General features: G+C 61.5%; 12 protein-coding genes. All 12 read left to right on the top strand.

Going from position 1 to position 14,374, the window contains the following annotated elements; genetic code table 11:
* Positions 1-7: 7 nt before the first annotated feature.
* Positions 8-868 (top strand): NAD(P)H-hydrate dehydratase, encoded by an 861-nt coding sequence (locus QU606_RS04065; RefSeq protein ID WP_024073076.1) that lies wholly within the window; start codon positions 8-10, stop codon positions 866-868.
* Positions 856-1,326: a tRNA (adenosine(37)-N6)-threonylcarbamoyltransferase complex ATPase subunit type 1 TsaE gene (tsaE, locus tag QU606_RS04060; RefSeq protein ID WP_102624986.1), complete on the top strand. Its 471-nt coding sequence runs from the start codon at positions 856-858 to the stop codon at positions 1,324-1,326. Before QU606_RS04065 ends, tsaE begins: the two co-directional genes overlap by 13 nt.
* Before the next feature lie 15 nt (positions 1,327-1,341).
* Positions 1,342-2,763, top strand: a complete 1,422-nt coding sequence (locus tag QU606_RS04055) for an N-acetylmuramoyl-L-alanine amidase (protein ID WP_034105712.1) — start codon at positions 1,342-1,344, stop codon at positions 2,761-2,763.
* Complete coding sequence (gene mutL / locus QU606_RS04050; RefSeq protein WP_024073079.1) at positions 2,763-4,676, top strand: DNA mismatch repair endonuclease MutL; 1,914 nt, start codon at positions 2,763-2,765, stop codon at positions 4,674-4,676. The genes QU606_RS04055 and mutL overlap by 1 nt, the downstream gene beginning before the upstream one ends.
* Positions 4,676-5,647: a tRNA (adenosine(37)-N6)-dimethylallyltransferase MiaA gene (miaA, locus tag QU606_RS04045; protein WP_024073080.1), complete on the top strand. Its 972-nt coding sequence runs from the start codon at positions 4,676-4,678 to the stop codon at positions 5,645-5,647. The genes mutL and miaA overlap by 1 nt, the downstream gene beginning before the upstream one ends.
* Positions 5,648-5,741: 94 nt before the next feature.
* Positions 5,742-6,002, top strand: coding sequence for an RNA chaperone Hfq (hfq, locus tag QU606_RS04040; protein WP_003171355.1), 261 nt, complete (start codon positions 5,742-5,744; stop codon positions 6,000-6,002).
* Positions 6,003-6,014: 12 nt separating this feature from the next.
* Complete coding sequence (gene hflX, locus QU606_RS04035) at positions 6,015-7,316, top strand: ribosome rescue GTPase HflX (protein WP_024073081.1); 1,302 nt, start codon at positions 6,015-6,017, stop codon at positions 7,314-7,316.
* 96 nt (positions 7,317-7,412) lie between these two features.
* Entirely contained in the window at positions 7,413-8,588 is a 1,176-nt protein-coding gene (gene hflK / locus QU606_RS04030; RefSeq protein ID WP_024073082.1) for an FtsH protease activity modulator HflK, read from the top strand.
* The gene (hflC, locus tag QU606_RS04025; RefSeq protein WP_010213607.1) at positions 8,588-9,454 is read left to right on the top strand and encodes a protease modulator HflC; all 867 of its coding nucleotides are present in this window, start codon (positions 8,588-8,590) and stop codon (positions 9,452-9,454) included. Before hflK ends, hflC begins: the two co-directional genes overlap by 1 nt.
* A 294-nt stretch (positions 9,455-9,748) precedes the next feature.
* The gene (locus QU606_RS04020) at positions 9,749-10,936 is read left to right on the top strand and encodes an ATP phosphoribosyltransferase regulatory subunit (protein WP_024073083.1); all 1,188 of its coding nucleotides are present in this window, start codon (positions 9,749-9,751) and stop codon (positions 10,934-10,936) included.
* A 54-nt stretch (positions 10,937-10,990) separates the two neighbouring features.
* Positions 10,991-12,280 carry an adenylosuccinate synthase gene (locus QU606_RS04015; RefSeq protein WP_024073084.1) on the top strand — a complete coding sequence of 430 codons (1,290 nt, stop codon included), beginning with the start codon at positions 10,991-10,993 and terminating at the stop codon, positions 12,278-12,280.
* Between the two features lie 139 nt (positions 12,281-12,419).
* Entirely contained in the window at positions 12,420-14,354 is a 1,935-nt protein-coding gene (locus tag QU606_RS04010) for a methyl-accepting chemotaxis protein (protein ID WP_024073085.1), read from the top strand.
* The last annotated feature ends 20 nt before the right edge of the window (positions 14,355-14,374 follow it).

Raw genomic sequence — 14,374 nt, 5'->3', positions numbered from 1 at the left:
AAGACGCATGCCGCAGACAAAACACGCAATAACCGACGTTCAGCCCCTGTTGCCCGGCCATTTGCCGCAACTGGCTGCACGTTCTCCGGACGCCCATAAGGGCCAGTTCGGCCACCTGCTGGTCATCGGTGGCGACCACGGCTTTGGCGGCGCCGCGTTGCTGAGCAGCGAAAGCGCCTTGCGCAGCGGTGCCGGCATGGTTTCCCTGGCGACTCGCGTCGAGCATGTGCCGGCTGCCTTGGCGCGCTTGCCGGAAGTCATGACCGTTGGGGTGAGTTCGGCCAACCAACTGATGGGCTTGCTGGAAAAAATCTCGGTCATCGTCATTGGTCCGGGCCTGGGCGGTGCCGCCTGGGGCAAAAGCCTGTTATCGGTCGCCGCCAACGCCAAACAGCCACAAGTCTGGGATGCCGATGCCTTGAATCAGCTGGCGACCGGCCGCGTAGCGCTTCCGGCTGACTGCGTGATCACCCCGCATCCCGGCGAAGCGGCGCGTTTGTTGGGGATATCGACAGCCGAGGTTCAGGCGGATCGTCTTAAGGTGGCGCGCGCGTTGAGTCAGAAATTCAATGCAGTGGCTATCCTCAAGGGGGCTGGCAGTTTGATCGCCAGCCCGGATGGGCGCGTTTCCCGGTGTGACCAGGGCCACCCGGCCATGGCGACGGCCGGGCTCGGCGATGTGTTGGCCGGCCTGGTGGGCGCACTGCTTGCCCAGGGGATGCCAGCCTTTGACGCCAGTTGCCTGGCCGTGTGGTTGCACGCGACGGCGGGAGATCGCCAGGGCACCTTGGGTCGCGGGTTGGCTGCCAGTGACCTGATACCTGCCATTCGTCAATTGTTGGAGGAGCAGTCGCCGTGCCTGAAGTAAACCGTTTCCTGGCCGATGAAGAGGCCATGGTGCAGTTCGGCCATTGCCTAGCACGGGTCACGAAAGGCGCGGGGCTGATCTTTCTCGAAGGTGACCTGGGGGCGGGCAAGACCACGCTGTCCCGGGGGATTATTCGCGGGTTGGGCCACCAGGGGGCGGTGAAAAGTCCGACCTTTACCCTGGTCGAACCTTATGAGATCGGGGCGATAAGAGCCTTCCACTTCGATCTCTATCGCCTGGTGGACCCTGAAGAGCTGGAGTACATGGGCATCCGTGACTACTTCGACGAAGATGCGTTGTGCCTGATCGAGTGGCCAGATAAAGGCACAGGCTTTTTGCCAAAGCCGGACCTGACCATTACCATTACGCCGCATGAGCATGGACGTCTGCTGAAGTTGTTGCCCCAGAGCGCGCGCGGTGAGTCGTGGTGCGCCGCTCTGGCATTGGAATTCAAATAATTGGTGGGGTTAGGTATGCGCTTTCGCGCGTTGGTTGCTGTCGTAGGGGTGTTGCTTGCGGCAATGACTGTCAATGCTCTGGCTGCTTCACAGGTGAAGAGTGTTCGCCTGTGGCGAGCGCCGGATAACACGCGACTGGTGTTCGACCTGTCTGGCCCTGTCCAGCACAGCGTCTTTACCCTGACGGCGCCTGATCGCCTGGTGATCGATATCAACGGTGCGACCCTGGCCGCGCCGTTGAAAGTCTCCACCGCCAATACGCCGATTACCGCCATGCGCTCGGCCCAGCGTACGCCGACCGACCTGCGTGTAGTGATCGACCTGAAAAAGGTCGTGACCCCGAAAAGCTTCTCCCTGGCACCCAACGCCCAGTACGGCAACCGGCTGGTGGTCGACCTGTTCGACAATGCCGCCGATGCTGCACCGCCGCCTGCGCCGACGCCGAGCGTGGCGACCGTGCCGGCGGTGCCGGTCAATCCGTCGCAACCACAGGTTAAATTGCCACCGCCACCTCCTGCCCCGGCGGGCAAGCGCGACATTATTGTCGTGATCGATGCCGGCCATGGCGGTGAAGACCCGGGCGCCTCCGGTTCACGCGGCCAGCATGAAAAAGACGTGGTACTGGCTATCGCCCGCGAGTTGCAGCGCCAGGTCAACGGCATGAAAGGCTATCGCGCCGAGCTGACCCGTACCGGCGACTACTTCATCCCGCTGCGCGGTCGTACCGAAATCGCCCGCAAGAAAGGCGCCGACCTGTTCGTGTCGATCCACGCCGATGCCGCACCTTCGGCTGCCGCCTTCGGCGCCTCGGTGTTTGCCCTGTCGGATCGCGGCGCCACCTCCGAGACCGCCCGCTGGCTGGCCGATAGTGAGAACCGCTCCGACTTGATCGGTGGGGCCGGCAACGTGTCCCTCGATGACAAGGACAAGATGCTCGCCGGTGTGCTGCTCGACCTGTCGATGACCGCTTCATTGACTTCCAGCCTGAACGTCGGCCAGAAAGTCCTGAGCAACATCGGCCGCGTGACCTCGCTGCACAAGCAGCGTGTGGAGCAAGCCGGGTTCATGGTGCTGAAGTCGCCGGATATTCCATCGATCCTGGTGGAAACCGGGTTCATCTCCAACTCCAACGAAGCCTCCAAGCTGGCCAGCGCCAGCCACCAGCAGGCGTTGGCACGCTCCATCAGTGCCGGCGTGCGTCAGTTCTTCCAGCAGAACCCGCCACCGGGCACCTACATCGCCTGGCTGCGCGACTCCGGGAAAATCGCCCAGGGCCCGCGTGACCATCGCGTGCAGCCTGGCGACACCCTGGCCATGCTGGCTGTCCGCTTCCAGGTGTCGGCCGCGACCTTGCGCAGCGCCAACAACCTGAAGACCGATGAGTTGAAAGTCGGCCAGGTGTTGACCATCCCTGGCACTGAATTGGCGGCACAGTAATGAGTGAATCAATCTTGCACAGCGGATCGCGCATCGAGCTGCTCAGCCCGCGCCTTGCCAACCAGATTGCCGCGGGTGAGGTGGTCGAGCGGCCCGCCTCGGTTATCAAGGAACTGCTGGAAAACAGCATCGATTCCGGCGCCAAGCGCATCGATGTCGACGTGGAGCAGGGCGGTGTCAAGCTGCTGCGGGTTCGCGACGATGGCAGCGGTATCTCCGCGGACGACCTGCCGCTGGCCCTGGCCCGTCACGCCACCAGCAAGATTCGTGACCTGGAAGACCTTGAACGGGTGATGAGCCTGGGCTTTCGCGGTGAGGCCCTGGCCTCCATCAGCTCCGTGGCCCGCCTGACCCTGACTTCCCGCACCCGCAGCGCCGACCAGGCCTGGCAGGTGGAAACCGAAGGCCGCGACATGGCGCCTCGGGTCCAGCCGGCGGCGCACCCGGTGGGCACTTCGGTAGAGGTGCGCGACCTGTTCTTCAACACTCCGGCGCGGCGCAAATTCCTCAAGGCTGAAAAAACCGAATTCGATCACCTGCAAGAAGTCATCAAGCGCCTGGCCCTAGCGCGTTTCGACGTGGCGTTTCATTTGCGTCACAACGGCAAGACCATCCTCAGCCTGCACGAAGCCAATGACGACGCTGCACGTGCTCGCCGGGTAGCGGCGGTGTGCGGCGCGGGGTTCCTGGAGCAGGCTTTGCCGATTGAAATCGAACGCAATGGCCTGCGCCTGTGGGGTTGGGTGGGGTTGCCGACCTTCTCCCGCAGCCAGGCGGACTTGCAGTATTTCTTTGTGAACGGTCGGGCCGTACGCGACAAACTGGTGGCCCACGCGGTGCGCCAGGCCTATCGCGATGTGCTGTTCAATGGGCGGCACCCGACCTTTGTGCTGTTTTTCGAGGTCGACCCTGCGGTGGTCGACGTCAATGTGCATCCGACTAAACACGAAGTGCGTTTCCGTGACGGCCGCATGGTGCATGACTTCCTCTACGGCACCTTGCACCGCGCCCTGGGCGATGTGCGCCCGGATGACCAGTTGTCGGCACCGATTGTCACGGCGGTGGTCCGGCCCAGCGGCCCGCAAGCCGGTGAGTTCGGCCCCCAGGAGGAAATGAGCCTGGCGGGTAACCTGTTGCAATCGCCGCAACCGCAGCCGACTTATTCGGCACCGGGTTCCGGTTCCGGGGCGGGATACCAGTATCAATACACCCCACGTCCGCAATCGGCCGTGCCGGTGGCCGAGGCCCAGGCGGCCTACCGTGAGTTCTTTGCGCCGCTGCCGGGTGCTGAGCCTGGTGCGGTCGCCTTGCCGGAAGGCGGAGGGGATATTCCTCCGCTGGGCTACGCATTGGCACAGCTCAAAGGCATCTACATCCTCGCGGAAAATGCCCATGGCCTGGTGCTGGTCGACATGCACGCCGCCCATGAGCGGATCATGTACGAACGCTTGAAGATCGCCATGGCCAGCGAAGGCCTCAGTGGCCAGCCGCTGTTGGTGCCGGAGTCTCTGGCAGTCAGCCAGCGCGAGGCCGATTGCGCCGAAGAACACCACGGCGTGTTCCAGAAACTGGGCTTCGAATTGCAGCGCCTGGGCCCGGAAACCCTGGCGATCCGCCAGATTCCCGCGCTGCTCAAGCAGGCCGAGGCCAACCGGCTGGTAGCCGATGTACTGGCAGACCTGATGGAGTACGGCACCAGTGATCGTATCCAGGCACACATCAACGAACTGCTCGGCACCATGGCCTGCCACGGCGCTATCCGCGCCAATCGCCGCCTGGCCTTGCCGGAAATGAACGGCCTGCTGCGCGACATGGAAAATACCGAGCGCAGCGGCCAGTGCAATCATGGCCGACCGACCTGGACCCAGATGGGCCTGGACGACCTGGACAAACTGTTCTTGCGCGGTCGTTGATGAGTGCCTTGCCCCCCGCGATCTTCCTGATGGGCCCGACGGCCGCAGGCAAGACCGACCTGGCCATCGAGCTGACCAAGGTGCTGCCCTGCGAGCTGATCAGTGTTGACTCTGCGCTGGTTTATCGGGGCATGGACATCGGCACCGCCAAGCCTTCCAAGCAGATGCTGGCGCAATATCCGCACCGATTGATCGACATCATTGACCCGGCCGAGAGCTATTCCGCCGCGGATTTTCGCGCTGATGCGCTGGTGGCGATGGCCGATATCACTGCGCGCGGCAATATCCCACTGCTGGTGGGCGGCACGATGCTCTACTACAAGGCATTGCAGGAAGGGTTGGCCGATATGCCGCCCGCCGACGCCCAGGTGCGCGCGGAGCTTGAGGAGCAGGCTGCACGCCTTGGCTGGCAAGCCCTGCATGATCAGTTGGCGGCTGTCGATCCGGTGTCCGCCGCTCGTATTCACCCCAATGACCCTCAGCGGCTCAGTCGGGCCCTGGAAGTCTGGCGTGTGAGCGGCCAGACCATGACCGAGCATCGGCAGCGACAATCTGCGCAAAGTGCTGACGCAGGCGCATCGGGGCAGTCACAATTGCCCTATACTGTGGCGAATCTGGCCATCGCTCCGGCAAATCGCCAGGTGCTGCATGAACGAATTGCACAAAGATTCACAATTATGTTGGAACAGGGGTTTGTGGAGGAGGTCGTAGCACTGCGTTCAAGAGGTGACCTGCATCCAGGGTTGCCTTCGATACGTGCTGTAGGCTACCGCCAAGTCTGGGATCATCTGGATGGCAAGCTGACGTCAGCTGAGATGCAGGAGCGCGGCATCATTGCCACGCGCCAATTGGCGAAGCGCCAGTTCACCTGGCTGCGCAGCTGGAGCGATTTGCACTGGTTGGACAGCCTGGATAGCGACAATCTGTCACGCGCCTTGAAATACCTGGGAACGGTCTCCATATTGAGCTGAGTCCTTGCAATTGCCGTCTATCCTTGGGGGTGTGACGGCCATAAGCTATCTATTTTCCGATTTTTTATTATTGATCCTTAAAGGAGTGCGGCACATGTCAAAAGGGCATTCGCTACAAGACCCTTACTTGAATACTTTACGTAAAGAGAAAGTGGGGGTTTCCATCTATCTGGTCAACGGTATCAAGCTGCAAGGCACGATCGAGTCGTTTGACCAGTTCGTGATCCTGCTGAAAAACACCGTCAGCCAGATGGTTTACAAGCACGCTATCTCGACAGTGGTTCCAGTTCGTCCAATCCGTCTGCCTAGCGCAGCGGGTGATGATGCAGCTGACGCTGAGCCAGGTAACGCCTGATAGGAGTCTCCTTTGTTCTTTGAGCGCCACGGTGGTGGTGAACGAGTGATCCTCGTTCACTTGGATGGACAGGACCCTGAGGCGCGCGAAGATCCGCAGGAGTTTCAGGAGTTGGCAAATTCGGCCGGCGCCGAGACCGTTGCGTTTTTTAACGTGCCGCGTCATCGGCCAACCGCCAAATTCCTGATTGGCAGCGGCAAGGTCGAGGAACTGCGCGACCTGGTCCATGCTCAAGAAGCCGATCTGGTGATCTTCAATCACATCCTCACGCCCAGTCAGGAACGTAACCTCGAACGTGTCTTCGAGTGTCGCGTGATCGACCGCACCGGCCTGATCCTCGATATTTTCGCCCAACGCGCCCGTACCCATGAAGGCAAGCTCCAGGTTGAACTGGCCCAGCTTGATCACATGAGTACCCGACTGGTGCGTGGCTGGACTCACCTTGAGCGCCAGGGTGGCGGTATCGGCATGCGTGGCCCGGGTGAGACCCAGCTCGAAACCGACCGGCGTCTGTTGCGGGTTCGCCTGCGCCAGATCAAGGGCCGGCTGGAAAAAGTCCGCAGCCAGCGCGAGCAGTCGCGACGTGGCCGTTCTCGGGCCGATATCCCTACCGTTTCCCTGGTGGGCTATACCAACGCCGGTAAATCCACGCTGTTCAACAACGTGACGAAATCGGACGTGTACGCGGCCGACCAACTGTTCGCGACCCTCGACCCGACCCTGCGTCGCCTGGAATTGGCTGACCTGGGGCCGATTGTCCTGGCCGATACCGTGGGTTTCATTCGTCACCTGCCCCACAAGCTGGTCGAGGCATTTCGGTCTACGCTCGAGGAATCGAGCAATTCCGACCTGTTGTTGCACGTGATCGATGCGGCCGAACCGGATCGCATGCTGCAGATTGAACAGGTGATGGTAGTGCTGGGCGAGATTGGCGCCCAGGACTTGCCGATCCTCGAGGTCTATAACAAACTCGATTTGCTTGAAGGCGTTGAGCCACAAATCCAACGCGATGAAGATGGCAAGCCCCAGCGGGTCTGGCTGTCGGCACGTGATGGCAGTGGCCTGGAATTGCTTGAACAAGCCATTGCCGAGTTGCTGGGCAACGATTTGTTTGTCGGCACCTTGCGCTTGCCGCAACGTTTTGCTCGACTGCGTGCACAGTTTTTCGAATTGGGCGCGGTACAGAAAGAAGAACACGACGAAGAAGGGGTCAGCTTGCTGGCCGTTCGATTGCCGCGCTCGGAACTCAATCGGCTGGTCAGCCGCGAGGGTGTCGTACCGACCGAGTTCATCGAACAACACACTTTGCAATAAAAGCCTGAGAAAGCGGTTGTGCCGCGGTAGCAGGCATTCTGTAGCATTGGTCGGCGCGCCGTGGGTGCGTCTTTGCTTTATCAGATGGAGAGCGCTATGGCTTGGAATGAGCCGGGTGGCAACTCGAATAATCAGGATCCTTGGGGTGGAAAGCGCCGCAATAATGGCGACCGCAAGGGGCCACCGGATCTCGACGAGGCCTTCCGAAAGCTGCAGGAAAGCCTGAATGGGTTGTTCGGTGGTGGGAAAAAACGTGGTGGTGACGAAGGCGGTCGCCCAAGCAAGGGTGGCGGCTACGGCCTGCTGGGCCTGGGTCTTGTCGTGCTGGCGGCCGTATGGCTGTACAGCGCGGTCTACGTGGTGGACGAGCAGGAACAGGCCGTGGTGCTGCGTTTCGGCAAGTACTACGAGACAGTCGGCCCTGGCCTGAACATCTACTTCCCGCCGATCGACAAGAAGTACATGGAGAACGTCACGCGTGAGCGTGCCTACACCAAGCAGGGCCAGATGCTGACCGAAGACGAGAACATCGTCGAAGTGCCGCTGACCGTGCAGTACAAGATCAGCAACCTGCAGGACTTCGTGCTGAACGTTGATCAGCCGGAAATCAGCCTGCAACACGCGACCGAAAGCGCGCTGCGCCACGTGGTGGGTTCGACCGCCATGGACCAGGTGCTGACCGAAGGTCGTGAATTGATGGCCAGCGAGATCAAGGAGCGCCTGCAACGGTTCCTCGACACCTATCGCACCGGTATCACCGTGACCCAGGTGAACGTACAGAGCGCAGCGGCACCGCGCGAAGTGCAGGAAGCCTTTGATGACGTGATCCGCGCCCGTGAAGACGAGCAGCGTTCGCGCAACCAGGCTGAAACCTACGCCAACGGCGTCGTGCCGGAAGCTCGCGGTCAGGCCCAGCGCATCCTCGAGGATGCGAACGGTTACCGCGACGAAGTGGTCTCCCGTGCCAAGGGTGAGGCGGATCGCTTTACCAAGCTGGTCGCCGAGTACCGCAAGGCCCCGGAAGTCACGCGTGAACGTCTGTACCTGGACACCATGCAGGAAGTCTTCAGCAACACCAGCAAGGTTCTCGTGACCGGCAGCAAGGGTGGGCAGAACAACCTGCTGTACCTGCCGCTGGACAAGATGATCGAAGGTGGTCGTAGTAGCACCAGCGCGCCGTCCACCGGTTCCAATGCTGCTGCCAACGAAGCGAGCGCCCGTGCGGCCGCTGACTTGCTGCAACAGCAAACACGTACCAGGGAGAGTCGTTGATGAGCAATAAATCGCTGACCGCCCTGATTGTGGGCGTCGTCGTGGTCATCGCTGCCTGGAACTGCTTCTACATCGTGGCTCAGACCGAGCGTGCGGTGCTGCTGCAATTCGGTCGCGTGGTTCAGGCGGATGTCCAGCCGGGCCTGCATGTGAAAGTCCCCTACGTCAATCAGGTGCGCAAGTTCGACGCGCGCCTGATGACCCTGGATGCTCCCACACAGCGCTTCCTGACCCTGGAAAAGAAAGCCGTGATGGTAGACGCCTACGCCAAGTGGCGCGTCAAGGATGCCGAGCGCTTCTACACCGCGACCTCCGGCCTCAAGCAGATTGCCGACGAGCGTTTGTCGCGCCGCCTGGAATCGGGCCTGCGTGACCAGTTTGGTAAACGCACCCTGCACGAGGTGGTATCCGGTGAACGTGATGCGCTGATGGCGGATATCACCCGTTCGCTGAACACGATGGCAGAAAAAGAGCTGGGCATTGAAGTTGTCGATGTTCGGGTCAAGGCCATCGACCTGCCGAAGGAAGTCAACCGCAGCGTGTTCGAGCGGATGAGCACAGAGCGTGAGCGTGAGGCTCGTGAGCACCGTGCCAAGGGTAACGAGTTGGCTGAAGGTATCCGTGCGGATGCCGACCGTCAGCGTCGCGTACTATTGGCAGAGGCCTATCGTGAGTCTGAAGAGGCCCGTGGTGATGGCGATGCTCAAGCGGCGGCGATCTACGCCAAGGCTTACGGCCAGGACCAGGAGTTCTACGCGTTCTACCGCAGCCTGCGTGCCTACCGTGAAAGCTTCGCGAACAAAACCGACGTCATGGTGCTGGACCCAAGCAGCGACTTCTTCCGCTACCTGGAAAAGTCCAAGTAACCAGCCTGTGATTCTGCAGGGCTCACTTCCGTCGGGCGGCTAAAACGCCTGGCGGGGTGATCCTTTCAGAAAACGGGTGTATGATGCGGCAGCCGGGAAATTCCCGGCTTTTTTGCGTCTGCATGTTTGATTCGGCAGGCGTGACAGGTTTTTCGAGGAAAGTGCCTGACGAGGCCGCTTGCAGGTCGTTCGTCACGTCGCTCTTGCGCGTGGTTTATGCAGGGGGCGTGTATTTTCTGCTTCACTCAAGGCTCGGCCGAGGGCTGGCCGCCCGGATCATAGGGGAATGGCGTAATGGCAACGGTAGACCGCTGGCTGCTGCCAGATGGCATCGAAGAAGTACTGCCACCAGAAGCTGCGCGCATTGAAGTAGCGCGTCGCCAGGTGTTGGATCTGTTCCAGAGCTGGGGTTACGAGTTTGTCGTGACCCCCCATATCGAGTACCTGGAATCCCTGCTGACCGGCGCGGGCCAGGACTTGGATCTGCGCACCTTCAAGGTTATCGATCCGCAATCGGGCCGGCAGATGGGCTTTCGTGCCGACATCACGCCGCAAGTGGCGCGCATCGATGCGCACACCCTGCGCCGCGAAGGCCCGAGCCGCCTGTGCTACGCCGGCAGCGTGCTGCATGCTCAACCGCGTGCCTTGTCGTCTTCCCGTAGCCCGATCCAGTTGGGCGCCGAGTTGTATGGCGACGCCAGCCCGAGCAGTGACGTGGAAGTGATCAGCTTGATGCTGGCCATGTTGCAACTGGCTGACGTGCCGGATGTCCACATGGACCTGGGGCACGTCGGCATCTATCGTGGCCTGGCCCGTGCCGCCGGTTTGTCCGGCGAAGTCGAGCAACAGTTGTTCGATGCCCTGCAGCGCAAGGCCATCGATGAAGTCATCGCCCTCACCGAGGGTGTGCCTGCCGATCTGGCCGGCATGCTGCGTGCGCTGGTTGGCCTGTGCGGCGGCCGTGAAGTACTGGCGGCTGCGCGTGAACGCCTGGCCCATGCGCCAGCGCCGGTATTGGCTGCGCTGGATGATGTGGTCGCCATTGCCGACCAGCTGTCGGCGCGGTTCCCGCAGGTGCCGTTGTACTTTGATCTGGGCGAGTTGCGTGGCTATCACTACCACACCGGCGTGGTGTTCGCGGTGTTTGTGCCGGGTGTTGGCCAGGCCATCGCCCAGGGTGGTCGCTACGACGACATCGGCGCCGACTTCGGTCGTGCGCGTCCGGCCACTGGCTTTTCCACTGATTTGAAAACCCTGGTGACCCTGGGGCGTGCTGAGGTCGAGCTGCCGTCTGGTGGCATTTGGATGCCCGACAGTACGGACGCAGCACTCTGGCAGCAGGTTTGCCAGTTGCGCAGTGAGGGTCAGCGTGTCGTTCAGGCCTTGCCTGGGCAGCCATTGGCCGCCGCCCGTGAAGCGGACTGCGACCGGCAATTGATTCTGCAGAACGGGCTTTGGCAAGTATCGCCACTGGCTTCTTGAGTTTTCCTGCCGGCCATCGCCGGCACCAAGTTTGCGCGAATGAGGACAAGTGTTATGGGTAAGAATGTCGTAGTCCTGGGCACCCAATGGGGTGATGAGGGCAAAGGCAAGATCGTTGATCTGCTGACCGAACATGCTGCCGCCGTAGTGCGCTACCAAGGCGGCCACAATGCTGGCCACACCCTGGTCATCGATGGCGAAAAAACCGTCTTGCACCTGATCCCATCGGGCGTACTGCGCGAAGGCGTGCAGTGCCTGATTGGCAACGGCGTGGTGGTTGCACCGGACGCCTTGCTGCGCGAGATCACCAAGCTGGAAGAGAAAGGCGTGCCAGTGCGCGAGCGCCTGCGTATCAGCCCTTCTTGCCCGCTGATCCTGTCTTTCCACGTAGCGCTGGACCAGGCTCGTGAAAAGGCCCGTGGCGAGCTGAAGATCGGTACTACCGGTCGCGGCATCGGCCCGGCCTACGAAGACAAAGTTGCACGTCGTGGCCTGCGTGTGGGCGACCTGCTCAATATGCCGCGTTTTGAAGACAAGCTGCGTGAACTGGTGGATTACCACAACTTCATGCTGGTGGGTTACTACAAAGAGCCGGCCATCGAATTCGACAAGACCCTGGCCGAATGCAAGGAATACGCGGAGCTGCTCAAGCCGCTGATGCTGGACGTGACTGCCGAGTTGCATGACCTGCGTCGCGCGGGCAAAGACATCATGTTCGAAGGTGCCCAAGGTTCGCTGCTGGACATCGACCATGGTACCTACCCGTACGTGACCAGCTCCAACACCACCGCTGGCGGCGTTGCCACCGGTTCGGGTGTTGGCCCTATGTTCCTGGACTACATCCTGGGCATCACCAAGGCTTACACCACTCGCGTAGGTTCGGGTCCATTCCCGACTGAACTGTTCGACGCAGTAGGGGCGCACCTGGCGAAGCAAGGTCACGAGTTCGGTGCGACCACCGGCCGTGCCCGTCGTTGTGGTTGGTTCGACGCCGTTATCCTGCGTCGTGCTATCGATGTGAACAGCATCTCGGGCATCTGCCTGACCAAGCTGGACGTGCTCGACGGCCTGGAAACCATCAACATCTGCGTCGGCTACAAAGATGCAGAGGGTCAGGACGTTGCTCCGACTGATGCTGACAGCTACGTGGGCCTGCAGCCTGTGTACGAAGAGGTGCCAGGCTGGGCCGAATCGACCGTGGGTGCCAAGACCCTGGAAGAGCTGCCAGCCAACGCTCGAGCCTACATCAAGCGCGTTGAAGAGCTGATCGGCGCACCGATCGACATTATTTCGACGGGCCCGGACCGCAACGAAACCATCGTTTTGCGTCATCCGTTCGCTTAATAAGTTATTGATGTAAAAAGCAAAGGGCTCCTTCGGGAGCCCTTTGTCGTTTCAGTTCTCCAAGCGGCACGACCCTTGCTGTGTTTCTTTCTTTCGCGGTGCTATCAAATTAATGGCACCCGTGGTGGAGGGATTCCCGATGTCTGCCGTTCTCTCATTGTTACAAAGCCGTCTGTTGCGGCCGGTGTTCGTTACCCTAGGTATCGCTCTTTTGGTGCAAGTGCTGGTGGCGGTTGCTCTGACCCGGAGCACGGTCACGGCACTTGAAGCTGATTTGGGCAGTCGCCTGGGCGTCGATAGTCAGAAGCTCTCTGGCGAACTGGCGCAGGCCGGCAAGGAAGTCACATCCAGCCTGGACAGCTTGTCCAGCAGTACCCGTCAGCGTCTGACCGCCGGGCTTTCCGAGCGCCTGCAGGCAGAACAGAAGCAATTGCGGGCGACCCTGGAAAAAGACCTGCAAGACTCCGCCAATGATATGGCGCAACTGCTGGCCTCGGTGGCGCCCCGCGCCATGTGGGACAGTGATGTGCCCACGTTGTCTGAGTTTGCCCGGCGTGCCCAACGCAATCCCAACGTGTTGTTCGTGGTCTACGACGACGCCGCCGGTGAGCATTTGACTCGCTACCTGAACCGCGAAAACCCGATCAACCAGGTGTTGCTGGCAAAGGGCGCAGGTGATCGCGCGCTGGATAAAGTGCTGGATGCGGCCAAGACCGACCCTTCTGTGTACTACGTCGAAGCGTCCATCAGCCCCAATGGTGTCGAGATTGGCAAAGTGCGCATGGGGGTTTCGACGGCATCGGTAGAAGCCGACCTGCAGGCGTTGGACAAGCGTTTTGCCGCCTTGATTGCCAGCGGCGATCAGTTGGTCGGCGATAGCCTCAAAGGGGCGGCAGCAGACAGCGCGACTGCCATGGGCGCGCGCCTGCAATCGGCGCAAACCACCGCCACCCAAATGACCGCCAATACCACCAGCGCTGTGCAGGAAGCCGCCGGCACCTTGCGCTGGCGCATCGGCATGGGGCTCGCAGGGGTTGGCTTTGGCGTGTTGCTGCTGATCGCCGTGGTGCTTGGGCGCCGTGTGGTCAATCGCCTGAAGTTGCTGATTGCGGCCATGGATGACCTGGCGGCGGGCGAGGGCGACCTGACCAAGCGCGTGCAGATCAATAGCCAGGACGAAATCGGCGACATGGCCTCGGCGGTCAATCGCTTTGTGGATAAGTTGCAGCCCATCGTGCGTGAGGCGGGTGATGTGGCTCAGCGGACCGGTGTGGAGATCGGTGCCATGACCTTGCGCAATGCCGGTGCCGATGCGGCCGCCGGCCTGCAGCGTGATGAGGTGGCCGAGAGCTTGCGCGCACTCTCGCAAATGGCTGATGAAGCCCAGGCCGAGAGCCATGCGATGCAGGCAGCGTTGCAGCAGGTGGTGGATATTCGTCAGGCCACCGATGAGAACGCGCGTACCTCGGCTGAAGTGGGGAGCCTGATTGAGGCACTGGCGGGGCAGGTCGAGGCGGGGTCCAAGGTGATCGAGCGACTGGCGCAGCAAAGTGAGCAGATCGAGGTGGTGCTGACCGTGATTCACGGCATTGCCGAGCAAACCAACCTGCTTGCCCTGAACGCCGCGATCGAAGCGGCACGCGCCGGTGAGACGGGCCGTGGCTTCGCCGTGGTGGCGGATGAGGTGCGGGCGCTGGCCAGCAAGACCCAAAGCTCTACCGGCGATATCCAGGCGCATATCGTGGCGCTGCAGCAGGGCGCGCGTGAGGCGGTAGAAACCATCGGCAAGGCCGGGCGCCAGGCCAGCGAAGGGTTGCTGGTGCTGCGCGACAGCGTGCGCTTGCAGCAGACCGTGCAGGCTTCGGTGGAGCAGGTGCATGCCGCGATCGGCCTGGCCACGCGCGCAGCCGAGCATCAGGCCCAGGGTGCCCATGCAGTGCGGGGGCGGGTCGAGGTGATCCATGCCCAGGCCGAACGTGCGGCGCAGGCGGTGGTGGAGACGACGGCCAGTGGTAAGGTGCTGGATGGTTTGGCGGCGCAGTTGAAGGCGAGCCTGGGGCAGTTTCGGGCTTAGCCTCGCCTGGACTGGCCCCC

It is taken from the genome of Pseudomonas sp. OVF7, from assembly GCF_030644265.1.
Classification (GTDB): domain Bacteria; phylum Pseudomonadota; class Gammaproteobacteria; order Pseudomonadales; family Pseudomonadaceae; genus Aquipseudomonas; species Aquipseudomonas gorinensis.
Note: the sequence above shows the minus strand (reverse complement) of the source record. Positions and strands in the feature narration are given on the sequence as shown.

Excerpts from the sequence above, each read along its gene's own strand:
- mutL (WP_024073079.1), top strand. The coding sequence starts at position 2,763 with ATGAGTGAATCAATCTTGCACAGCGGATCGCGCATCGAGCTGCTCAGC.
- QU606_RS04055 (WP_034105712.1), top strand. The coding sequence starts at position 1,342 with ATGCGCTTTCGCGCGTTGGTTGCTGTCGTAGGGGTGTTGCTTGCGGCA.
- hflK (WP_024073082.1), top strand. The coding sequence starts at position 7,413 with ATGGCTTGGAATGAGCCGGGTGGCAACTCGAATAATCAGGATCCTTGG.
- miaA (WP_024073080.1), top strand. The coding sequence starts at position 4,676 with ATGAGTGCCTTGCCCCCCGCGATCTTCCTGATGGGCCCGACGGCCGCA.
- QU606_RS04020 (WP_024073083.1), top strand. The coding sequence starts at position 9,749 with ATGGCAACGGTAGACCGCTGGCTGCTGCCAGATGGCATCGAAGAAGTA.
- QU606_RS04065 (WP_024073076.1), top strand. The coding sequence starts at position 8 with ATGCCGCAGACAAAACACGCAATAACCGACGTTCAGCCCCTGTTGCCC.
- hflC (WP_010213607.1), top strand. The coding sequence starts at position 8,588 with ATGAGCAATAAATCGCTGACCGCCCTGATTGTGGGCGTCGTCGTGGTC.
- hfq (WP_003171355.1), top strand. The coding sequence starts at position 5,742 with ATGTCAAAAGGGCATTCGCTACAAGACCCTTACTTGAATACTTTACGT.
- QU606_RS04015 (WP_024073084.1), top strand. The coding sequence starts at position 10,991 with ATGGGTAAGAATGTCGTAGTCCTGGGCACCCAATGGGGTGATGAGGGC.
- QU606_RS04010 (WP_024073085.1), top strand. The coding sequence starts at position 12,420 with ATGTCTGCCGTTCTCTCATTGTTACAAAGCCGTCTGTTGCGGCCGGTG.